This is a genomic window from Paenibacillus sp. FSL R7-0333 (genome assembly GCF_038000365.1).
GTDB lineage: Bacteria > Bacillota > Bacilli > Paenibacillales > Paenibacillaceae > Paenibacillus_AQ > Paenibacillus_AQ silagei.
In genome coordinates, this window is record NZ_JBBOBZ010000001.1 from 6,522,267 (window position 1) to 6,543,670 (window position 21,404).

General features: G+C 48.4%; 22 protein-coding genes and 1 other annotated feature. Of the genes, 2 read left to right on the plus strand and 20 right to left on the minus strand.

The window, feature by feature from the left end:
* Positions 1 to 37: 37 nt before the first annotated feature.
* On the minus strand, positions 38 to 346 hold the full coding sequence (gene rpsJ, locus MKY86_RS27835) for a 30S ribosomal protein S10 (RefSeq protein ID WP_017692074.1): 309 nt from the start codon (positions 344 to 346) through the stop codon (positions 38 to 40).
* Positions 347 to 582: 236 nt separating this feature from the next.
* A complete protein-coding gene (locus MKY86_RS27840; protein ID WP_076081738.1) occupies positions 583 to 1,302 on the minus strand; it encodes a Crp/Fnr family transcriptional regulator in 720 nt (239 codons plus the stop codon).
* A 194-nt stretch (positions 1,303 to 1,496) separates the two neighbouring features.
* On the opposite strand from MKY86_RS27840, the gene MKY86_RS27845 reads away from it, so the two are divergent.
* Together MKY86_RS27845 and MKY86_RS27850 are read left to right on the plus strand one after the other, a co-directional pair.
* Positions 1,497 to 1,706 (plus strand): hypothetical protein, encoded by a 210-nt coding sequence (locus MKY86_RS27845; protein WP_143803808.1) that lies wholly within the window; start codon positions 1,497 to 1,499, stop codon positions 1,704 to 1,706.
* 29 nt (positions 1,707 to 1,735) lie between these two features.
* On the plus strand, positions 1,736 to 2,077 hold the full coding sequence (locus MKY86_RS27850) for a cupin domain-containing protein (RefSeq protein ID WP_076081736.1): 342 nt from the start codon (positions 1,736 to 1,738) through the stop codon (positions 2,075 to 2,077).
* A gap of 91 nt (positions 2,078 to 2,168) precedes the next feature.
* Here MKY86_RS27850 and tuf read toward each other — a convergent pair whose 3' ends face one another.
* The 18 genes from tuf to rlmB form a co-directional block, all read right to left on the minus strand.
* Positions 2,169 to 3,359: an elongation factor Tu gene (gene tuf, locus MKY86_RS27855; RefSeq protein WP_076081735.1), complete on the minus strand. Its 1,191-nt coding sequence runs from the start codon at positions 3,357 to 3,359 to the stop codon at positions 2,169 to 2,171.
* A gap of 108 nt (positions 3,360 to 3,467) precedes the next feature.
* A complete protein-coding gene (gene fusA / locus MKY86_RS27860; protein WP_076081734.1) occupies positions 3,468 to 5,546 on the minus strand; it encodes an elongation factor G in 2,079 nt (692 codons plus the stop codon).
* Positions 5,547 to 5,593: 47 nt separating this feature from the next.
* The gene (rpsG, locus tag MKY86_RS27865) at positions 5,594 to 6,064 is read right to left on the minus strand and encodes a 30S ribosomal protein S7 (protein ID WP_020427074.1); all 471 of its coding nucleotides are present in this window, start codon (positions 6,062 to 6,064) and stop codon (positions 5,594 to 5,596) included.
* 45 nt (positions 6,065 to 6,109) lie between these two features.
* Positions 6,110 to 6,529 (minus strand): 30S ribosomal protein S12, encoded by a 420-nt coding sequence (rpsL, locus tag MKY86_RS27870; protein ID WP_036721853.1) that lies wholly within the window; start codon positions 6,527 to 6,529, stop codon positions 6,110 to 6,112.
* A gap of 134 nt (positions 6,530 to 6,663) precedes the next feature.
* Positions 6,664 to 6,915, minus strand: a complete 252-nt coding sequence (locus MKY86_RS27875) for a ribosomal L7Ae/L30e/S12e/Gadd45 family protein (protein ID WP_036692367.1) — start codon at positions 6,913 to 6,915, stop codon at positions 6,664 to 6,666.
* A 179-nt stretch (positions 6,916 to 7,094) separates the two neighbouring features.
* Positions 7,095 to 10,706 (minus strand): DNA-directed RNA polymerase subunit beta', encoded by a 3,612-nt coding sequence (gene rpoC, locus MKY86_RS27880; RefSeq protein WP_076081733.1) that lies wholly within the window; start codon positions 10,704 to 10,706, stop codon positions 7,095 to 7,097.
* Positions 10,707 to 10,819: 113 nt separating this feature from the next.
* Complete coding sequence (gene rpoB, locus MKY86_RS27885) at positions 10,820 to 14,365, minus strand: DNA-directed RNA polymerase subunit beta (RefSeq protein ID WP_036721858.1); 3,546 nt, start codon at positions 14,363 to 14,365, stop codon at positions 10,820 to 10,822.
* A 425-nt stretch (positions 14,366 to 14,790) separates the two neighbouring features.
* Positions 14,791 to 15,387: a class I SAM-dependent methyltransferase gene (locus MKY86_RS27890; protein ID WP_076081732.1), complete on the minus strand. Its 597-nt coding sequence runs from the start codon at positions 15,385 to 15,387 to the stop codon at positions 14,791 to 14,793.
* A gap of 136 nt (positions 15,388 to 15,523) precedes the next feature.
* A complete protein-coding gene (gene rplL / locus MKY86_RS27895) occupies positions 15,524 to 15,883 on the minus strand; it encodes a 50S ribosomal protein L7/L12 (RefSeq protein ID WP_036692360.1) in 360 nt (119 codons plus the stop codon).
* Between the two features lie 63 nt (positions 15,884 to 15,946).
* Positions 15,947 to 16,450: a 50S ribosomal protein L10 gene (gene rplJ / locus MKY86_RS27900; RefSeq protein ID WP_036721864.1), complete on the minus strand. Its 504-nt coding sequence runs from the start codon at positions 16,448 to 16,450 to the stop codon at positions 15,947 to 15,949.
* A gap of 64 nt (positions 16,451 to 16,514) precedes the next feature.
* Positions 16,515 to 16,668: a sequence feature (ribosomal protein L10 leader region), on the minus strand.
* 68 nt (positions 16,669 to 16,736) lie between these two features.
* Positions 16,737 to 17,429 carry a 50S ribosomal protein L1 gene (rplA, locus tag MKY86_RS27905; protein ID WP_036692357.1) on the minus strand — a complete coding sequence of 231 codons (693 nt, stop codon included), beginning with the start codon at positions 17,427 to 17,429 and terminating at the stop codon, positions 16,737 to 16,739.
* 80 nt (positions 17,430 to 17,509) lie between these two features.
* Positions 17,510 to 17,935 carry a 50S ribosomal protein L11 gene (gene rplK / locus MKY86_RS27910; RefSeq protein ID WP_019908208.1) on the minus strand — a complete coding sequence of 142 codons (426 nt, stop codon included), beginning with the start codon at positions 17,933 to 17,935 and terminating at the stop codon, positions 17,510 to 17,512.
* A gap of 75 nt (positions 17,936 to 18,010) precedes the next feature.
* On the minus strand, positions 18,011 to 18,544 hold the full coding sequence (gene nusG / locus MKY86_RS27915; RefSeq protein WP_020427084.1) for a transcription termination/antitermination protein NusG: 534 nt from the start codon (positions 18,542 to 18,544) through the stop codon (positions 18,011 to 18,013).
* A 21-nt stretch (positions 18,545 to 18,565) separates the two neighbouring features.
* Entirely contained in the window at positions 18,566 to 18,757 is a 192-nt protein-coding gene (gene secE / locus MKY86_RS27920; protein WP_036692354.1) for a preprotein translocase subunit SecE, read from the minus strand.
* A gap of 21 nt (positions 18,758 to 18,778) precedes the next feature.
* The gene (gene rpmG / locus MKY86_RS27925) at positions 18,779 to 18,928 is read right to left on the minus strand and encodes a 50S ribosomal protein L33 (protein WP_074086515.1); all 150 of its coding nucleotides are present in this window, start codon (positions 18,926 to 18,928) and stop codon (positions 18,779 to 18,781) included.
* A gap of 362 nt (positions 18,929 to 19,290) precedes the next feature.
* Positions 19,291 to 19,935, minus strand: coding sequence for an RNA polymerase sporulation sigma factor SigH (sigH, locus tag MKY86_RS27930; protein ID WP_036692348.1), 645 nt, complete (start codon positions 19,933 to 19,935; stop codon positions 19,291 to 19,293).
* 161 nt (positions 19,936 to 20,096) lie between these two features.
* Positions 20,097 to 20,618 carry an NYN domain-containing protein gene (locus tag MKY86_RS27935; protein ID WP_036692346.1) on the minus strand — a complete coding sequence of 174 codons (522 nt, stop codon included), beginning with the start codon at positions 20,616 to 20,618 and terminating at the stop codon, positions 20,097 to 20,099.
* A 2-nt stretch (positions 20,619 to 20,620) separates the two neighbouring features.
* Positions 20,621 to 21,382 (minus strand): 23S rRNA (guanosine(2251)-2'-O)-methyltransferase RlmB, encoded by a 762-nt coding sequence (gene rlmB / locus MKY86_RS27940; protein ID WP_076081731.1) that lies wholly within the window; start codon positions 21,380 to 21,382, stop codon positions 20,621 to 20,623.
* Between the last annotated feature and the right edge of the window lie 22 nt (positions 21,383 to 21,404).

A 21,404-nucleotide genomic window follows, 5' to 3' on the forward strand; every position in this document is an offset into this window, starting at 1 on the left:
GTTGACACCTCTTTTCTTTTCCTGATTACTTAATGAATTACAATTTGATTTCGATATCTACACCGGACGGTAGATCCAAGCGCATCAAGGCATCCACAGTTTGTGGTGTTGGGTTCACAATATCAATCAAACGTTTGTGAGTCCGTTGCTCAAACTGTTCACGGGAATCCTTGTACTTGTGTACCGCACGGAGAATGGTAATGATTTGCTTCTCAGTTGGCAGCGGAATCGGCCCGGATACACCAGCACCCGAACGTTTTGCTGTTTCAACGATTTTCTCTGCGGATTGATCAAGAATTCTGTGGTCGTATGCTTTCAAGCGAATACGAATTTTTTGCTTTGCCATTTTAGTCCCTCCTTCTATCGCCCAATTTATTATCGGACATACTCCGTGAAAATTTTCTGACGTCGACCTCATGGCAAAGGGGCCGGGTGTGTCAGTAACCTCTCACATCATCGCAACGTCTCAGAACAACATTTATTATTATATCTAATAGGCGGCTATATTGCAAGAGCCTTTGCAAAACAAATCACCTTTTCCAGAAAAAAAGTTTAAAAATACACGGTTTTATCTGAAAATTGTTAATGACTGATTTCAGCGAGCTGAATTAGAGTCTCCATCTCCAAAATATTCACGGTTCTTTTATGCATAGCGATGATCTTCAGCGCTTCCAGCTTGTTCAGCTTGCGGCTTAGGGTCTCGGCAGTAGTGCCGATCATCGCTGCCACCTCTTTTTGCGCCGATGGTAGATCCACGGAATGTCTTAAAGCTTGCATTGTCAGAGCTGATTCTGGTAGATTCCTCGTGTACAAGTAGACTAGCAGCCGGGCTAACCGTTTTTCCACTTCTAACATATGCAGTGCCCCTGCTGTTTCTTCCGCCAGATGCAGCTGCTCACTAACAGACATCAGAAAGCTAAACGCCAGACCCGCATTCTGCTCCAGCAGGGGAATGAAATCCTTCCGGTGCATCCGGCAGACCACTCCACTCTCAATAATCTCCGCCGTTACATCATTATTTTTATTATGAAGCAGGGCAAACTGACCGAAATAATCCCCCGGGAAAAGAAAACGGACAATATGCTGCTTCCCTTCTTTACTGTTCTTCGTTAATTTGATAAGCCCGCTCTTCACCACAAACAAGGCTTCAGACGGCTCCCCTTCTCGGCAAACTTGGCTACCCTTTTTATATGAATGGGATTCTGTGATTGATTCTATGATAACCAATTCTTCATCGGACAAACTCCTGAATACCGGAACCTGACGCACACAGGCATGAGAACTGCACGTATTGCATTCCATACATCATTCCTCCTCTACTGTCGCTTATCCCACCATATCAATGATCGAAGCGCTGCCGGGTGACTGGACGCACAAATTTTCATAAAACTTGATCTATATCAAGGATTAACGTGCCGCCTGTCTATACAATAGGTTCATAGAGAGACAAGGAGTTGATGGGCTTGCAGCAATACACTTTTGAGGACATGCGCCAGATGAATAGAACAACTCTGGGCAATATGGTACCCCTTGAACTATTCCGGACCATCCGTCTAATTGGAATGAACCAGGGATTGCCGTTAGGCGGAAAGGGAACGACTGTGACCATTGGCAGAAAGATCGGCGAGAGCCTGCCTGTCCAGTCCGTGGAAGAGCTAATGTCACCGGTCATGAGCACTGCGAGTACGAAGTTAAGCTTTAAATAATACTAATATAATGAAAGCAGGGATTTATAATGGAAAAGAAAACACTAGCTGAGGCCGTACAGTATCAAGAGGAACGCTTTACCAAAAAGATCATTTTCCAAAAAGGCGATAGCGTAGTATTTGTGCTTAATTTCATGCCTGGGCAAAAGCTGCCCGTTCACAAGCACCCCGGAGCAGATGTCTATATCCTCGCCTTACACGGTGACGGTACCATTCATGTTAATGAGGAAGAGTTCTCCTTCCTCCAAGGAGAGACCATCTACATTGCCGGTGACGAGTCATTCGCTTATACGAATAATAGTTCATCGCCGTCCAGCCTGCATGTGATTTTATCCAAGTTGCCAAGTGCGGACTATGCGAAGGAAATCTAATTCTTAATCATATCTATAAAATAAAACAGGCCCCCTTCGAATGAAGGGGGCCTGACTTATATTCAGTCTATCCTAACGGATAGAGCCTGAATTATTTCTGGATAGAAGCTACGGAACCGGCACCAACTGTACGTCCGCCTTCGCGAATGGAGAATTTAGTACCTTCTTCAATAGCGATTGGGGAGATCAGCTGAACAGTTACAGTGATGTTGTCACCAGGCATAACCATTTCAGTACCTTCTGGCAGGTTGATGATGCCAGTTACGTCAGTTGTACGGAAGTAGAACTGTGGACGGTAACCAGTGAAGAATGGTTTGTGACGTCCGCCTTCTTCTTTAGTCAGAACGTAGATCTGAGCAGTGAACTCAGTGTGTGGCTTAACGGAGTTCGGCTTAGCCAATACTTGGCCACGCTCGATGTTGTTACGGTCAACACCACGCAGCAATGCGCCGATGTTGTCGCCAGCTTGAGCGGAATCAAGCAATTTGCGGAACATTTCCACGCCAGTAACTACAGACTTCTTAGTTTCTTCGTGAATACCAACGATTTCGATTTCTTCTCCGACTTTAACTGTTCCGCGTTCTACGCGACCAGTTGCCACAGTACCGCGGCCAGTGATGGAGAATACATCTTCGACAGGCATCAAGAAAGGCTTGTCAGTCTGACGTTCTGGAAGCGGGATGTATGTGTCGATCGTTTCGAACATTTCAACGATCTTCTGTGCATACTCGCCATCAGGGTTCTGCAGAGCTTCACGAGCAGATCCACGAACGATTGGAGTGTCATCGCCTGGGAAGTCGTATTCGCTAAGCAGATCGCGAACTTCCATTTCAACCAATTCAAGCAACTCTTCGTCCTCAACCATGTCGCATTTGTTCAAGAATACAACGATGTAAGGAACGCCTACTTGACGGGACAGCAGGATGTGCTCGCGAGTCTGTGGCATAGGGCCGTCAGCTGCGGATACAACCAGGATTGCTCCGTCCATTTGCGCTGCGCCAGTGATCATGTTTTTAACATAGTCGGCGTGTCCAGGGCAGTCTACGTGAGCGTAGTGACGGTTAGGAGTTTCATATTCAACGTGGGATGTAGAAATTGTGATACCACGCTCGCGCTCTTCAGGAGCTTTGTCGATTTGGTCGAATGCAATTGCAGCACCACCGTATTTTTTGGACAATACAGTTGTGATTGCAGCAGTCAGAGTTGTTTTACCATGGTCGACGTGACCAATAGTACCGATGTTAACGTGCGGTTTGTTACGTTCAAACTTTGCCTTTGCCATTTGAACAGTTCCTCCTTATTGTGGGGTCCATATATTTGAGCCGTCCGCCTATTTGCAGTTCTAAGGTGACTTATGTGTTATACCCGGACGGCAAGTTAAAAATCAAACTTATTCTCCGCCTTTGTTCTTGGCTACGATTTCTTCAGCAATGGATTTAGGTACTTCTTCATAGTGAGAAAGCTCCATTGAGAATACGCCGCGTCCTTGAGTACCGGAACGGAGTGTTGTGGAGTATCCGAACATTTCGGACAAAGGCACCTTCGCACGGATAATTTGCGCTCCACCACGGGAATCCATACCTTCGATTCTACCGCGACGGGAGTTCAGCATACCCATTACATCGCCCATGTATTCCTCAGGAACAGTTACTTCCACTTTCATGATTGGCTCAAGCAATGCAGGTTGACATTTGTCTTTTGCAGCTTTAAGCGCCATCGAACCGGCAATTTTGAACGCCATTTCGTTGGAGTCAACATCATGGTAAGAACCATCTACGATGGTAGCTTTAACGTCAACAAGCGGGAAGCCTGCAATAACGCCGTTCTTCATTTGCTCTTCAATACCGGCAAGTGCAGGAGCGATGTATTCTCTAGGTACAGAACCACCGACAACTTTACTTTCGAATTGGCTGCCAGTACCTGGCTCGAGGGGTTCAAACTCAACCCAAACGTGACCGTACTGACCGCGACCGCCGGATTGGCGAACAAACTTGCCTTCTACGCGGGCAGATGCCTTGAACGTTTCGCGGTAGGCAACCTGCGGTTTACCCACATTGGTTTCTACTTTGAATTCACGACGCATACGGTCGATGATGATGTCCAAGTGAAGCTCACCCATACCTGCCAGGATGGTTTGGCCTGTTTCTTCATCAGTGTGAGCACGAAGAGTAGGATCCTCTTCAGTCAACTTTCCGAGAGCAACACCCAGTTTATCTTGGTCAGCTTTGGTTTTTGGCTCGACTGCGATTTCGATAACCGGATCTGGAAAGTTCATGGATTCCAGAATGATCGGATGCTTCTCGTCGCAGAGTGTATCGCCTGTGCTAGTGTCCTTCAGACCAACGGCTGCCGCGATATCACCAGCGTAAACGATGGAGATTTCTTGACGGCTGTTCGCATGCATCTGCAGGATACGCCCAATACGCTCACGTTTGCCCTTAGTAGCGTTAATTACATAAGAACCTGATTCCAGGATACCGGAGTATACACGGAAGAACGTGAGTTTACCAACATAAGGGTCTGTCATGATCTTAAATGCCAAGGCACCGAATGGCTCTTCATCCGAAGGATGACGTTCCGCTTCTGTTCCATCCTCCAGATGACCCGTAATAGCCGGTACATCCAAAGGTGAAGGCAAGTAATCAACAACAGCATCCAGCATAAGCTGAATCCCTTTGTTCCGGTAGGAAGAGCCGCAAATTACTGGGAAAATTTTAACTTCAACTACGCCTTTGCGCAGAGCAGCTTTGATTTCCGGAATAGTAATTTCTTCGCCTTCCAGGTACTTCATAGTCAGATCTTCATCAAGTTCAGCAACTTTCTCGATCAGCTCGAGACGCAGTTCCTCAACCTTTGCCAAATATTCTTCCGGAATATCCGTAACTTCAATATTTTGGCCCAAATCATCTCTGAACATATGTGCTTTTTGCTCAACGAGGTCGATGATACCTGCGAAATCATTTTCTGCACCGATTGGCAGTTGAATAGCAACTGCATTGGCTTGAAGACGATCACGCATCGTTTCGATAACGTTAAGGAAATCCGCACCGATAATGTCCATTTTGTTCACATATGCGATCCGTGGAACGTTGTAACGGTCAGCCTGTCTCCATACGGTTTCGGACTGAGGTTCTACGCCCTCTTTCGCACTAAATACACCAACTGCCCCATCCAATACACGCAGGGAACGTTCAACTTCAACGGTGAAGTCAACGTGTCCTGGGGTATCAATGATATTGATGCGGTGACCCTTCCATGCAGCAGTTGTAGCAGCGGAAGTAATCGTGATTCCGCGCTCCTGTTCTTGTTCCATCCAGTCCATTGTAGCAGCACCCTCGTGAACTTCACCGATTTTGTGCGTACGGCCTGTGTAGAATAGAATCCGCTCAGTGGTAGTAGTCTTACCAGCATCAATATGCGCCATGATCCCGATATTACGTGTATTTTTTAAGGAGAACTCTCTTGCCATGAAATGGATCTCCTTTCAAAATAGAAGTTATTTGAACGACTGCAATCCTACCAGCGGTAGTGAGCAAACGCTTTGTTCGCTTCAGCCATCTTGTGTGTATCTTCACGTTTCTTAACAGAAGCGCCTGTGTTGTTGGAAGCATCGATAATCTCAGCCGCCAAACGTTCTTCCATAGTCTTCTCACCGCGGTTGCGTGAGTAGTTTACAAGCCAACGTAATCCCAAAGCAGTACGTCTTTCAGGTTTAACCTCAATAGGTACTTGGTAGTTAGCACCGCCGACACGACGAGCTTTAACTTCCAATACAGGCATGATATTCTTGATGGCAGCTTCGAAAACTTCCATCGGCTCTTTACCTGTACGTTCTTGAATCAACTTGAACGAATTGTACAAAATGCTTTGAGCGACACCTCTTTTACCACCCAGCATAATACGGTTGATCAAACGAGTAACCAACTTGCTATTATACAATGGATCTGGCAATACATCTCTTTTAGTAACTGGACCTTTGCGTGGCATGGATATCCCCCTTTCTTATATGGTTATTATTCTGATAAGCTCATCTTATTTCTTGACTTTAGGACGTTTCGCACCATACTTGGAGCGAGCCTGCATCCGGTTAGCAACACCTGCAGTATCCAGTGCACCACGAACGATGTGGTAACGAACTCCTGCAAGGTCCTTAACTTTACCTCCGCGCAGCAATACTACACTGTGCTCTTGAAGGTTGTGTCCGATACCCGGAATGTAAGCAGTCACCTCAAGACGGTTCGTCAGACGAACACGGGCATACTTACGAAGTGCTGAGTTTGGTTTACGTGGAGTCATTGTGCCTACACGAGTGCATACACCGCGTTTCTGCGGAGCGCTCAAATTTGTAGCCTCACGCTTGAGGGCGTTGAACCCTTTTTGAAGAGCGGGAGATTTGGATTTTTCGATTTTGGCTTGACGGCCTTTACGAACCAATTGATTAATAGTTGGCATGTTGTGCCACCCCCTTCCTGAAATGATAGTCAATTTACAAACATTAAGTCCACAGACCCAGGTGGTTCATAAAAAGACAAATGAAAAGTCCTTGCTGCCGAAGTGTACCCCGGTACAAAAACGTTCTCTTGCTGCTATTGTTTTAAGACGGCTGCCATCGCAGCACCAACTTCTATACCGCAGGCCTTGCCCAAATTCAGCATCGTGTCCACATAAGTGACCTTCACACCTTGTTTGTTGCAAAGCATTACAATTCTGGAAGTAAGCCGTTGATCTCCGTCCTCTGCCACATAGACTTCTGCGGCTTGGCCCAACTCCACCGCCTTGACGGTTTGCTTGGAACCGATCTTGACCTGAGCATCCTGTAACCCTCTGTCATCAGTCATGAAAATCATTACCTCCACTGAATAAGAATGACAAGACTACTCACGCACCTTAGACATATTAGCATCCTCAGCACATGATGTCAAGAAAAACGACAATAAATTTATTAATAATCACAGCAGACAGCCGCGTCACGCCAGATTTCTGCGTCACGCGGATACTGCTTGCCATGAGTATTCAATTATTCAGCGGGTACCGGCTCTAAAGCTTCTTCATTGCTTTCAGCATTCGGATCGCTCAGCTTCACATTACGGTAACGATTCATGCCAGTTCCTGCAGGAATCAGCTTACCGATGATTACATTCTCTTTCAGACCGAGCAGCTTATCCACTTTACCCTTAATAGCTGCATCTGTTAAGACGCGCGTAGTTTCCTGGAAGGATGCCGCAGACAGGAATGAATCAGTTTCCAGGGAGGCCTTGGTAATCCCGAGCAGAACCGGTTTGGCGACTGCTGGTTCATTTCCGGCAAGAATGGCTTCCTTGTTGGCTGCTTCATATTCATGAATATCCGCAAATGCACCCGGCAGGAGACTGGTATCTCCAGCATCGATAATGCGGATTTTGCGCAGCATCTGCTTGATCATAACTTCAATGTGCTTATCATTGATTTCAACGCCCTGGTTACGGTATACACGCTGTACTTCTTGCAGAATGTAGTTCTGTACCCCGCGGATCCCTTTGATACGCAGCATTTCTTTAGGGTCAATTGAACCGTCTGTTAATTCATCGCCGGCCTCAATCTCCTGGCCTTCGCTGACACGCAGACGGGAGCCGTAAGTGATGGAATACGTTTTGGACTCTGCTTCACCCTGGACTTCGATTTCGCGGCGGTCCTTGGTTTCACGGATTTCCTTAACTACCCCGTCAATCTCACTGATTGTAGCCTGACCTTTAGGGTTACGGGCTTCAAACAGCTCCTGGATACGCGGCAAACCTTGCGTAATATCGTCTCCGGCTACACCACCGGTATGGAACGTACGCATGGTAAGCTGTGTTCCCGGTTCACCGATGGATTGTGCGGCAATAATACCGACAGCTTCCCCGATTTCCACGAATTTACCTGTTGCCAGGTTACGTCCGTAGCACTTCTTGCAGACACCGTGACGGGCACGGCAGCTGAGTACAGAGCGGATCTGCAGCTTGGTAACGCCAGCATTCACGATTTCTTCAGCCTTATCCGAGTCAATCAGATCGTTACGGTGAACGATGATTTCCTTCGTCTCAGGATGACGGACGGTCTCGAAGGAATAACGGCCTTCAATACGGTCGTAGAGATCCTCAATGACTTCCTTGCCATCCTGAATCCGGCTAACCATGAAGCCTTTATCAGTACCACAATCTTCTTCACGGACAATAACATCCTGCGCTACGTCAACCAGACGGCGTGTCAGGTACCCGGAATCCGCTGTACGCAGCGCTGTATCGGCCAGACCTTTACGCGCTCCGTGAGTGGAGATAAAGTACTCGAGGACGGTTAGGCCTTCGCGGAAGTTCGCTTTGATTGGCAATTCAAAGATTCGGCCCGAAGGTGTTGCCATCAGACCACGCATCCCACCGAGCTGGGTGATCTGCGATTTGTTACCACGCGCCTTGGAGTCGACCATGAGCATGATGGAGTTGAAGCGGTCCATTGATTTAAGCAATACGTTAGTCAGATCATCCTTGGTCTTCGACCAAATCTCGATAACGCGGTCATACCGCTCATCATTGGTAATCAGACCACGGCGGTATTGATTCGCAACCACATCAACCTTAGCTTCGGATTCCTTAAGAATGGTAGCTTTTTCCTCAGGCACGATAACATCCGATACGGCAACCGTAACACCGGAACGTGTAGAGTACGTAAAGCCGAGTTGCTTAATTTTATCCAGAATCACTGAAGTCTTGGTGGTGTGATACGTCTCAAAGCAGCGGGCGATAATGAGGCCCAGATATTCCTTACCTACAGCACTGGCTTCCGGAGCTGCCATGATCAGTTCGCGGACATCCGCACCCTTTTCATAGATGAAGTACTTCTCAGGAGTTCCCTGCAGCAGGTTAGTTTTGGTAGCTTCGTTGATATACGGGAAGCTGCTTGGATAGATTTCGTTGAAGATAATCTTACCCACAGTAGTGATCAGCAGAGCATTCTGCTGCGCTTCTGTGAAGCTGGTTTTACCCAGAGCCTTAACAGGAATAGCAACACGTGCATGCAGACCTGCAGTTCCGCGCTGATAAGCAGAGACCGCTTCATTCACGTTACGCAGGATCATCCCGGTACCCTTTTCTTCCTTGTTGTCCATGGTCAGGTAGAACGTACCAAGGACCATATCCTGGGAAGGGGTAACGACCGGCTTGCCGTCCTTAGGGTTCAGGATGTTACCGGACGCCAGCATGAGAATACGGGCTTCAGCTTGAGCCTCAGCGGACAGAGGAACGTGTACCGCCATCTGGTCACCGTCAAAGTCGGCATTGTAAGCCGTACATACGAGCGGGTGAAGACGGATCGCGTGACCTTCTACCAGAATCGGTTCGAACGCCTGGATACCCAGTCTATGCAGCGTAGGGGCACGGTTCAGCAGAACCGGATGCTCTCTGATTACCTCTTCAAGCACATCCCATACTTCAGGACTTACGCGCTCAACCTTACGCTTCGCGCTCTTTATGTTGTGGGCTAGCCCTTTGTTAACCAGTTCTTTCATTACAAACGGTTTGAACAGCTCCAGTGCCATCTTCTTAGGAAGACCGCATTGGTACATCTTCAGATAAGGTCCTACGACGATAACCGAACGGCCGGAATAGTCAACACGTTTACCGAGCAAGTTCTGGCGGAAACGTCCCTGTTTACCTTTCAGCATATGGCTGAGCGATTTGAGCGGACGGTTACCTGGTCCTGTTACAGGACGGCCGCGGCGGCCGTTGTCAATCAGCGCATCTACAGCTTCCTGAAGCATCCGTTTCTCATTCTGAACGATAATGTCAGGCGCGCCGAGGTCCAGCAGTCTTTTCAGACGGTTGTTCCGGTTAATTACACGGCGGTACAGGTCATTAAGGTCAGACGTAGCAAAACGGCCGCCATCAAGCTGAACCATTGGACGAAGCTCCGGAGGGATAACCGGGAGTACATCCATGATCATCCAGTCAGGCTTGTTGCCGGAGTTGCGGAAGGCCTCAATGACTTCAAGACGTTTGATTGCCCGGTTGCGGCGCTGGCCTTGAGCGGTACGCAGCTCTTCTTTGAGGAATTCCAGTTCTTTATCGATGTCGATATCCTGAAGCAGCTTTTTGACAGCTTCTGCACCCATGCCGGCCTGGAATCCGTAGCCATATTTCTCACGGTAGCTGCGGTATTCTTTCTCGGACAACAGCTGCTTCTTCTCCAGCGGAGTTTCCCCTGGATCAGTTACAACATAAGATGCAAAGTAGATAATCTCTTCGAGCGATCTAGGAGACATATCCAGTGCCAGACCCATACGGCTTGGAATACCTTTGAAATACCAGATATGAGATACAGGAGCTGCCAGTTCGATGTGGCCCATACGTTCGCGGCGGACTTTAGCGCGGGTAACTTCCACGCCGCAGCGGTCGCACACTACGCCCTTATAACGGACGCGTTTGTATTTACCACAGTGACATTCCCAGTCCTTTTGCGGTCCAAAAATACGTTCGCAAAAGAGACCCTCTTTTTCCGGTTTCAATGTACGATAGTTAATGGTTTCCGGTTTTTTAACTTCTCCGCGGGACCAAGAACGAATTTTTTCCGGGGAAGCGAGCCCGATTTTCATAAATTCAAAATTGTTAACGTCCAACAAGGAGCAACCCTCCTTAACCTATATCCTGATTTAGTACCACAGCCCTCTCTTGACGCTGAAGTCAACAGAGGGCATGGTCCTTTGTGTAATGAAATTATTGGCTTGCTGGTGAACTACTCTATGCCAACTTCTGCGCCTTCCAAATTGAGGCTCAGCTTATCGCCTGACGTCTCGTCCTCATCGTCCAGTTCCTTCATCTCGATCTCCTGCTCGTCACCGCTGAGGATTTTGACATCCATCCCGAGCGACTGCAGTTCCTTGATCAATACCTTGAACGATTCCGGTACACCCGGTTCTGGAACATTTTCACCTTTGACAATGGATTCGTACGTTTTCACACGGCCGACCACATCATCGGATTTCACGGTCAAAATCTCTTGCAGTGTATACGCCGCGCCGTAAGCTTCAAGCGCCCACACTTCCATCTCCCCGAAACGCTGTCCGCCGAACTGAGCTTTACCGCCCAGTGGCTGTTGTGTAACGAGTGAGTAAGGACCTGTGGAACGGGCATGAATCTTATCGTCAACCATGTGCGCGAGCTTGATCATGTGCATGACGCCGACAGTAACCTCACGCTCGAAGCGCTCGCCTGTACGTCCGTCATACAGCACAGTCTTACCATTACGCTGCATACCGGCTTCTTCCATCGTATCGAACACGTCATACTCACGGGCTCCGTCGAATACCGGAGTAGCCACGTGGATACCCAGACGCAGTGCAGCCATACCAATATGGACTTCAAGCACCTGTCCGATGTTCATACGGGAAGGAACGCCCAGCGGGTTCAGGACAACCTGTACCGGCGTACCGTCAGGAAGGAACGGCATATCTTCTTCTGGCAGGATACGGGCAACGACACCCTTGTTACCGTGACGTCCGGCCATCTTGTCACCTTCAGAAATTTTACGCTTCTGGGCGATGTAGACACGAACCAGCTGATTCACGCCAGGAGGCAGCTCATCGCCGTTCTCACGTGTGAATACTTTGACGTCAACGATAATACCATCACTACCATGCGGAACACGCAGGGAGGTATCACGAACTTCACGGGCCTTCTCACCGAAGATCGCATGCAGCAGGCGTTCCTCAGCAGTCAGCTCAGTTACACCCTTCGGAGTAACCTTACCTACCAGAATATCGCCGGCATTGATTTCCGCACCGATACGGATAATTCCGCGCTCATCCAGATTGCGGAGCGCCTCTTCACCGACGTTAGGAATATCACGTGTGATCTCTTCAGGTCCGAGCTTCGTATCACGGGCTTCGGATTCGTATTCCTCGATGTGGATCGAAGTGTATACATCTTCCTTCACCAGCTTCTCACTCAGCAGGATCGCATCCTCGTAGTTGTAGCCTTCCCAAGTCATGAACGCAACGACTACGTTGCGGCCAAGCGCAAGTTCGCCCATTTCTGTGGAAGGTCCATCTGCCAGGATGTCACCTTTTTTGACGATATCCCCACGTTTAGCCAGTGGACGCTGGTTAATACAGGTACCCTGGTTCGAACGCATGAATTTGTGTAATTTATATTTAACGATATCGCCTTTGACTTCCTTGCCTTCAACTGCCTCAACACGGCGCAGCCAGATTTCATTGGCAGAGGAGCGTTCGATAATACCGTCATATTTGGAGACAATACATACGCCGGAGTCTTTAGCAGACTTATGCTCCATCCCTGTCCCTACAAGCGGAGCCTTAGGAATAAGAAGCGGAACAGCCTGACGCTGCATGTTCGATCCCATCAGTGCGCGGTTGGAGTCATCGTTCTCAAGGAACGGAATGAGCGCCGTTGCGACCGATACGACCTGTTTTGGCGAAACGTCCATGTAGTCTACACGGTTGCTAGGCATAGTAGTGATGTTGTCTGAATCCTTGTTGTAACGAACGATAACCTGGTCTTCCTTAAAGGAGCCATCCTCATCGATCAGTACATTCGCCTGTGCAACTACATAGTTATCTTCTTCATCGGCAGTCAGATAATCGATTTGCTCAGTTACCTTGCCTGTCTTCGGATCTACCCAACGATACGGAGCTTCGATAAAGCCGTATTCATTGATGCGGGCGAAGGTGGACAAGGAGTTGATCAGACCGATATTCGGACCTTCCGGAGTCTCGATAGGACACATACGGCCATAGTGACTGTGATGGACGTCGCGGACTTCAAAACCTGCGCGTTCACGAGTCAGACCGCCGGGTCCGAGTGCAGACAGACGGCGCTTATGCGTAAGCTCGGCAAGCGGGTTCGTCTGATCCATGAACTGGGACAGCTGCGAACTGCCGAAGAACTCTTTGATGGATGCGATAACCGGACGGATGTTAATCAGCGCCTGCGGTGTAATCGCATTGGCATCCTGAATCGACATTCTCTCGCGGACTACGCGCTCCATACGGGATAGACCGATCCGGAACTGATTCTGCAGAAGCTCACCTACAGAACGCAGACGGCGGTTACCCAGATGGTCAATATCATCCGTGTTGCCGATACCATGCAGCAAATTAATAAAGTAGCTGATTGAGGATATAATATCAGCCTGAGTAATATGCTTAACCGATTTATCAATGTTGCCATTGGCGATCAGTTTGATGATACGGCCTTCTTCGATTGGCGAGAATACGTCAATGGTCTGAAGCGGAATATCTTCACTGTCCATTACACCGCCGGTTACACGGTAGTTTTTGGCAGCCATACTCTTCTCGAAATAAGGAATCAGCTCATCAAGCAGGCGGCGGTCCACCATTTGGCCGGATTCTGCCAGAATTTCTCCGGTAGACTCATCAACCAAAGGCTGTGCCAGACGCTGATTGAACAGACGATTCTTAATATGCAGCTTTTTATTGATTTTGTAACGGCCTACATTGGCCAAATCATAACGCTTCGGGTCAAAGAAACGTGCGACCAGTAAGCTCTTGGCATTATCAAGTGTAGGTGGTTCGCCCGGACGCAGACGCTCGTAGATTTCAATAAGCGCCTTCTCCGTGGAATCCGTGTTGTCTTTATCCAGCGTGTTGCGAATATATTCATCATTGCCAAGCAGTTCCAGAATTTCAGCATCACTGCCGAAGCCCAGAGCACGCAAGAGGACTGTTACCGGGATCTTACGAGTCCGGTCGATACGGACATACATGATGTCCTTAGCGTCGGTCTCAAGCTCCAGCCAGGCTCCGCGATTTGGAATTACTGTGGCGGTGTAAGTTTTTTTGCCGTTCTTATCCACTTTTGTGCTGAAATAGACGCTTGGAGAGCGAACCAACTGGCTGACAATAACCCGTTCCGCACCATTGATAATAAAAGTGCCGGTTTCCGTCATCAGAGGGAAATCTCCCATGAACACTTCCTGCTCTTTAACCTCACCGGTCTCCTTATTGATGAGACGCACCTTCACACGCAGAGGTGCTGCATATGTTACGTCCCGCTCTTTAGCGTCGTCAACCGTGTACTTCGGTTCACCCAGGCTGTAATCAATGAACTCTAGTACCAAATTCCCTGTGAAATCCTGGATCGGCGAGATGTCCTGGAACATTTCCCGCAATCCTTCCTCCAAAAACCAATCATAAGATTTTTGTTGGATCTCGATCAGGTTCGGGACCTCGAGTACCTCGTTAATTCTCGCATAGCTCCGCCGAGTGCGTCGACCATACTGAACAAGATGTCCTGCCAACTTTACTCACCCCTCATGTCTACTCACTTAAAAATTGATTGCGAACCCTTGTTTGGACCCGTATAATGGAACCATAACACAAGGATTCAGCCATAAATACAGAAAAGCCCCTTATCGAAATCTTTCGAAAAAAGAGCACATCTATCCACGGCCAAAATACTCCTTATCCAGTAGATTTGCCCAAAACGTGCGTATTATACGTCACCAGGCTACAGTTCATGCGCTATTATCTATTGCCCCGGCGACCTTCGCCGTGACAGGAACATAGAGAACGGAATTCGCAAAAACCTGCCGTGCGGCATGCGCTTACCGGGCGACAATATATCACTTGACATTTCAGCAAACTAAAGACATGGAGCCTAGCTTAATACTGACATTTTATAATAATACCACTATGGACATCGCATGTCAATGAGTATTATTATTTATTTCTGAGCTTTTAAGATTCTATAGCCCTTGTCTTTCCCTACTTCTTCTACCACCGCAAACATACTCTCCAGCTTGGCAACCGCCGACGGCGCACCCTGCTTCTTCTGAATGACAACCCACAGACAACCGCCCTCATTCAAATGATCATACGCCTGTTCAAAAATCGCATGCACTACGGCCTTGCCGGCGCGAATCGGCGGGTTGGTTAGAATCACATCAAAGGCCTGCCCCTTTACTACCGATAGCACATCACTTTCCATCACCGTAACATTGCGGATTCCATTATGCTGCGCATTCTCGCGGGCAAGCTCTACCGCACGGCTGTTGATATCAATCATCGTCACATGTCCCTTGGAAGCGAGATGCGCCGCACTAATCCCTATAGGCCCGTAACCACAACCCACATCCAGTACCTTCGCATCCTCCGGAATCTCCATCGCCTCAATCAGAACACGGCTTCCATGATCAATATCTCCTTTAGAAAAAACACCGGCGTCGCTGGTAAAGCGGAGGCGTTTGCCTCTCAGCTCCGTATCGATGCTGCGTCTGTCATGACGCGCTTCCGGCTGCTGCGAGTAATAATGCTGCGACATACCATCCTCCCTTTCACGTTGAACTACATATACCTGCAAGGCTCCCTTATAGAGCAACCCCCTTGAACAAGTTCAAGGGGGTTGCGGAAACCGGAGAGAATGACTTCTGCTCCGGGGCAGTACCTATTGAATCAACTTATTTTACTTCTACAACTGCGCCTGCTTCTTCCAATTTTGCTTTGGTAGCTTCGGCTTCTTCTTTGCTTACTTTTTCTTTGATTGCTTTTGGAGCGTTGTCTACAACTTCTTTAGCTTCTTTCAAGCCAAGACCTGTGATTTCGCGAACGATTTTGATAACGTTGATTTTGGAAGCGCCAGCGCTTGTCAAAATTACGTCGAATTCGGACTGTTCAGCTTCAACAGCTGCTACAGCGCCGCCAGCTGCTACTGGAGCTGCTGCAGTTACGCCGAATTCTTCTTCGATTGCTTTTACCAGGTCGTTCAGTTCCAGTACGCTCATGCCTTTAATTTCTTCTAAGATTGTTTCTTTGCTCATGATTGAACCTCCATTATATTTGAATTGGTTTGTGGTCTTGATTATGAAGCAGGAAGCAAAGGCTTACGCGCTTTGTTCTTCTTTCTCAGCAACAGCTTTAACTGCAAGCGCGAAGTTGCGCATTGGAGCTTGAAGCACGCTAAGCAGCATGGAGAGCAAACCATCGCGGGATGGCAGTTCAGCCAGTGCTTTCAGTTGGTCCGCATCGATAACTTTACCTTCTACAACGCCGCCTTTCAGTTTCAAAGCGTCGTTCTTCTTAGCGAAGTCATTCAGAATCTTAGCTGCTACTACCGCATCAGTCTCGCTGAATGCGATCGCTGTAGGACCCGTCAGGACAGCGTCCAGATCAGTCAGCTCAGCTGCCGCAGTTGCACGGCGAAGCAATGTGTTCTTCAGGACTTGAAACTCAACGCCAGCTTCACGAAGCTGCTTACGCAGTTCAGTCACTTGCGATACGTTCAATCCGCGGTAGTCTGCAACAACAGTGGAGACACTGTTCTGCAGTTTGCCAGTCACAACATCAACCGCATCCTGTTTAGCTTGGATTACTTTTGCATTTGCCAATTATATACACCTCCTGAAAATTTATGTCACGGCGGTTACTCCGGAGAAACCCCGCCGTTCCTACGCAGGCATTAGAAAAGCCTCCGCAGATTCACGAAGGCTTGATAAAACGGAAAGTTAATCAGGCGAGCCTGGCACTTTTTGTTTCTATCACAACACCTCGGTAGGAAATTAAGCCCTACGGCACCTACTGTCTACGGTAAGCATATTCACATTTAAGATTGATCACCTTAATGTTTACAACTGTTATAGATTATCAAAGATAACTCTAGGAGTCAACCTTTAATTATCTGAAAGCAGCCGCGTTCACACGAGCGCTAGGTCCCATTGTGGACGAAATAGCGATGCCTTTAAGGTATACACCTTTGGCAGCAGCCGGTTTCGCACGGTTCAGAGCGTCCATAAGAGCTTTAAGGTTCTCGTTCAGTTGTTCAGCGTTGAAAGACACTTTGCCGATTGGCGCGTGAATTTGGCCCGCTTTGTCAAGACGGTATTCGATCTTACCGGCTTTGATTTCTTGAACAGCCTTGGTAACGTCGAAAGTAACTGTACCTGCTTTAGGGTTAGGCATGAGACCTTTACCACCGAGCAGACGACCCAGTTTACCGACTTCACTCATCATATCAGGTGTAGCTACGCAGACGTCGAATTCGAACCAGCCCTGTTGAATCTTGTTGATCATATCAGCATCACCAACAAAATCAGCGCCAGCAGCTTCCGCTTCCTTCGCTTTTTCACCTTTTGCAAATACAAGCACACGTTGAGTTTTGCCTGTGCCGTGAGGCAGGACAACAACACCACGAACTGCCTGGTCTTGTTTACGCGGGTCTACACCCAGACGAACTGCTGCTTCAACGGTTTCGTCGAATTTGGCAGTTGCCGCCTTTTTCACAAGCTCTACAGCTTCTGAAGGCTCGTAAGTCGCTTCGCTGTTGATCAGCTTCGCGGATTCTTGGTACTTCTTACCATGTTTAGCCATGAAATGTTCCTCCTTTGTGGTGTTAGCGGAAATTCCTCCCACATATTGCGGTCATGAATGACCGGTTCATCGAATACATATTAGTCTTCGATTGTGATTCCCATACTGCGGGCAGTACCTTCAACCATACGCATTGCAGCTTCAACAGATGCAGCGTTCAGATCGGGCATTTTGGTTTCAGCGATTTCACGAACCGCTGCGCGGCCCAGCTTCGCTACTTTTTTCTTGTTTGGTTCACCGGAGCCTTTTTCTACTTTTGCAGCGATGCGAAGCAGAACAGCAGCCGGAGGAGTTTTGGTGATAAAGGTAAACGAACGGTCTTCAAATACTGTAATTTCAACCGGGATGATCAGACCAGCCTGGTCGGCAGTACGAGCGTTGAATTCCTTACAGAATGCCATGATGTTGACACCCGCTTGACCTAACGCCGGACCTACTGGAGGCGCTGGATTCGCTTTCCCTGCAGGAATCTGCAGTTTCACCATTTTAATAACTTTTTTAGCCATGAGTGACACCTCCTTGCGTAAATAGTGGTATTCGAATGCTAAACAGCATTCTCCCACAAGAAACCCTTGTGCTTGTTATATCTTCTCCACTTGAGTGAAATCCAACTCCAGCGGGGTTTCCCGTCCAAACATGTTGACATGTACCTTGATCTTGCTTTTGTCTGCCAAAATTTCTTCCACGGAGCCCACAAAATTCGCAAATGGACCGACCATAATACGTACGGATTCCTTAATTTCGAAATCAATCTTCGCTTTAGGTTCAACCATGCCCATATGCTTCAGAATCTGTTCAACCTCTTCGGGTAGCAGAGCGGTAGGCTTAGAGCCCGAACCAGTTGAACCGACAAATCCGGTAACGCCCGGCGTATTGCGGACAACATACCAGGAATCATCAGTCTGAACCATTTCGACCAAAACGTAACCAGGGTAAACTTTGCGCATGACAGTTTTTTTCTTGCCATCCTTGTTTACCAGCTCTTCTTCCATAGGAACAAGAACGCGGAATATTTTGTCTTCCATGCCCATGGACTCAACGCGTTTTTCCAAATTGGCCTTGACCTTATTCTCATACCCGGAATAGGTATGAACAACGTACCATCTTTTTTCCATATCAAGCCACCTGGGACCTCTCTAAATAATCGCTTCAATCACAGCGGAAATACCGATGTCCAGAACCCAGAAGTAAAGCGAAATAACTACAATTGTACCGAGAACGATCAATGTATAGTTCTTCAGTTCTTTACGGCTAGGCCAGCGAACCTTTTTGAGTTCACTCCAGCTCTCAGTGAAAAAGGAAAACAAAGACTTGAAACTACGTTTCACGCCGACTACACCTCCAAAAGACTATCTGGTTTCGCGATGAGGAGTTTGCTCGTTACAGAACTTGCAAAATTTCTTCATCTCCAAGCGGTCGGGGTGATTTCGCTTGTTTTTGGTTGTTGCATAGTTTCTTTGTTTGCAACTTGTACAAGCCAAAGTGATAATTACCCGCATGATGTGCACCTCCCGAAGACGTACTTCTAATCATCAAATTAGAAGACGTAGATATTGATTCAAAAAAAAGCCGCGAATTTAGGCCTACCTAAAACACTTTAGCATAATATCAATGTCTGTGTCAACGAAAGTTTCCCCCATCGCACTGGGTAATTCCGGGTGCTGTAGCCTTATGCCATAAGTCATCTTTGATCCTGCTTCTTCTTTTACCGCTAGCTGTCATCCATAATCATTATGCTGCAATTCGCTTGTGTATAAACCTGCCATCCTCCAACGCTTCACCCATCGCAAATTCGCCGTATCCAAATCTAGCGGACACTAAAAAAAGACTCGAGTCCCGAGCCTTCCTAGTCATTATATCATTAATTGTCACGCACTTCCAGATATCTTTCCAATTTACGTTTCACTCGCTGCAAGGCATTGTCAATGGACTTCACATGCCGCTTCAAATCCTCGGCAATCTCCTGATAGGACCGTCCGTCCAGATAGAGCATCAGAACCTTGCGTTCCAAATCACTCAGAATCTCAGCCATCTTATCTTCCAGTCCGATGAACTCCTCCTGGTTGATAATCAGCTCTTCCGGATCCAGCACCTGACTTCCGCATATCACATCCATCAATGTCCGGTCGGAGTCCTCATCATAGATGGGCTTGTCTAACGAGACATATGAATTAAGCGGAATATGCTTCTGGCGGGTAGCGGTCTTAATGGCGGTTATAATCTGACGGGTGATGCACAGCTCGGCAAAGGCCTTGAACGATGACAGCTTGTCACCCTTGAAGTCACGGATGGCCTTGTATAAGCCAATCATGCCTTCCTGCACAATATCTTCACGATCTGCCCCGATCAAAAAATAGGAACGGGCCTTGGCACGCACAAAATTACGGTACTTGTTAATTAAATGCTCCAATGCGCCACTGTCGCCACCACGGAAGATCTCGACAATTTCTTCATCACTTATGAAATCATACTCGGACAGCATTAATTCCTTGAGGTCGACACTCACCAAGAATCCCCCCGGCTGCAACGCAAGACACATCGTTACTTCTCGAAATATAGGAACAGTATATATTATGTTACCTTACACCGTCAACCGGATTTGTCCAAAAACAATCTTCAATAACATATTATGTCATTTCCTTGTGAGGGGCAACTGCTATTTCTGTCCTACTGTCTGCGCCAGTCCTCCAGCCGTTTACGTGTCTCCGGCGGCAGCTTGTCTTCAAGCGAATGACGGGTCCCGCTCACGCTTCCCGGCTCGATCGCCTTCTTCACCTGCTTCTGGTTCTCCTCAATCTCAAGCCTCAGTTCCCTGGCTGAAATCCGGAGTGCGCCCTGGGCAAAAACGACATGCTGCTCCACAAAATCGCTGGTGGCTACCGAGATCTGTCTGCGGCGGTGCGTGAATTCCCCAACCAACCGTTCGATGCATTCATCTGCCGTTTCCTTCTCCTTGGTGAAGAAGACCTGGATCTTCCCTTGTTCAAACGACCTGCCCAGTCCCGGCACACGGTAGGCATCGAATACGGCAATGACGCGCAGCCCGGAGAACGCCTGATAATCGGCCAGCATATCGAGCAGCCGGTCGCGTGCCCCCTGCATACCGGTCTGCGACAATGCCGCAAGCTCCGGCCAGCCGCCGATCATGTTGTATCCGTCCACGAGCAGGATATCGCGCCAGTCTGCCATAGTTATCCCTGTTCTTGGCGGCGGCGGAGTACCTCGTACATGATTACGCCCGCTGCTACTGAAGCATTCAGAGAGTTGATTCTTCCGGCCATCGGCAGCTTAAGCAGCACATCGCATTTCTCACGGATCAGGCGGCCCATCCCCTTGTTCTCATTGCCGATCACCACTGCTACCGGCCCGGTGACAATATCAGATCCGAACAGATTCTGATCGGTATCCACATCCGTGCCGACTACCCAGACTCCCAGCTCCTTCAGCCGGTCAATGGTCTGTCCAAGATTCGTTACGCGGGCCACAGGCACATATTCGACTGCACCAGCCGAGGTCTTGGATACGGTAGCAGTAATCTGCGCAGAGCGGCGCTTCGGCACAATGACTCCGTGCACCCCTGTGCAGTCAGCCGTACGCAGGATAGACCCGAGGTTATGCGGATCTTCAATTTCGTCCAGCAGGAGCAGAAACGGCGGTTCTCCCTTAGCTTCAGCTATCGCCAGAATATCAGCAACCTCTGTATAGGCAAAAGGCGCCGCTTGCGCCACCACTCCCTGGTGCTGAACGCCCGGTGCAAGCTGATCCAGCTTGCGCTTGTCTACATGCTGAATGACAATGCCCGCCTTGCGCGCTTCCGCAACGATAGGTGCGGTCAGGTGCTTCTGTGCAGTTTCAGCGATCCATATTTTGTTGAGTGTACGTCCCGCTCTAAGGGCTTCAAGCACCGAATGCTTGCCTGCCAGTATTTCCTCTTCAGTTCTCAATTCTTCCATTGTTTTATCTCCTGTTCTGTAT

Excerpts from the sequence above, each read along its gene's own strand:
- rpsJ (WP_017692074.1), bottom strand. The coding sequence starts at position 346 with ATGGCAAAGCAAAAAATTCGTATTCGCTTGAAAGCATACGACCACAGA.
- MKY86_RS27840 (WP_076081738.1), bottom strand. The coding sequence starts at position 1,302 with ATGGAATGCAATACGTGCAGTTCTCATGCCTGTGTGCGTCAGGTTCCG.
- MKY86_RS27845 (WP_143803808.1), top strand. The coding sequence starts at position 1,497 with ATGAATAGAACAACTCTGGGCAATATGGTACCCCTTGAACTATTCCGG.
- MKY86_RS27850 (WP_076081736.1), top strand. The coding sequence starts at position 1,736 with ATGGAAAAGAAAACACTAGCTGAGGCCGTACAGTATCAAGAGGAACGC.
- tuf (WP_076081735.1), bottom strand. The coding sequence starts at position 3,359 with ATGGCAAAGGCAAAGTTTGAACGTAACAAACCGCACGTTAACATCGGT.
- fusA (WP_076081734.1), bottom strand. The coding sequence starts at position 5,546 with ATGGCAAGAGAGTTCTCCTTAAAAAATACACGTAATATCGGGATCATG.
- rpsG (WP_020427074.1), bottom strand. The coding sequence starts at position 6,064 with ATGCCACGCAAAGGTCCAGTTACTAAAAGAGATGTATTGCCAGATCCA.
- rpsL (WP_036721853.1), bottom strand. The coding sequence starts at position 6,529 with ATGCCAACTATTAATCAATTGGTTCGTAAAGGCCGTCAAGCCAAAATC.
- MKY86_RS27875 (WP_036692367.1), bottom strand. The coding sequence starts at position 6,915 with ATGACTGATGACAGAGGGTTACAGGATGCTCAGGTCAAGATCGGTTCC.
- MKY86_RS27890 (WP_076081732.1), bottom strand. The coding sequence starts at position 15,387 with ATGTCGCAGCATTATTACTCGCAGCAGCCGGAAGCGCGTCATGACAGA.
- rplL (WP_036692360.1), bottom strand. The coding sequence starts at position 15,883 with ATGAGCAAAGAAACAATCTTAGAAGAAATTAAAGGCATGAGCGTACTG.
- rplA (WP_036692357.1), bottom strand. The coding sequence starts at position 17,429 with ATGGCTAAACATGGTAAGAAGTACCAAGAATCCGCGAAGCTGATCAAC.
- rplK (WP_019908208.1), bottom strand. The coding sequence starts at position 17,935 with ATGGCTAAAAAAGTTATTAAAATGGTGAAACTGCAGATTCCTGCAGGG.
- nusG (WP_020427084.1), bottom strand. The coding sequence starts at position 18,544 with ATGGAAAAAAGATGGTACGTTGTTCATACCTATTCCGGGTATGAGAAT.
- rpmG (WP_074086515.1), bottom strand. The coding sequence starts at position 18,928 with ATGCGGGTAATTATCACTTTGGCTTGTACAAGTTGCAAACAAAGAAAC.
- MKY86_RS27935 (WP_036692346.1), bottom strand. The coding sequence starts at position 20,618 with ATGGCAGACTGGCGCGATATCCTGCTCGTGGACGGATACAACATGATC.
- rlmB (WP_076081731.1), bottom strand. The coding sequence starts at position 21,382 with ATGGAAGAATTGAGAACTGAAGAGGAAATACTGGCAGGCAAGCATTCG.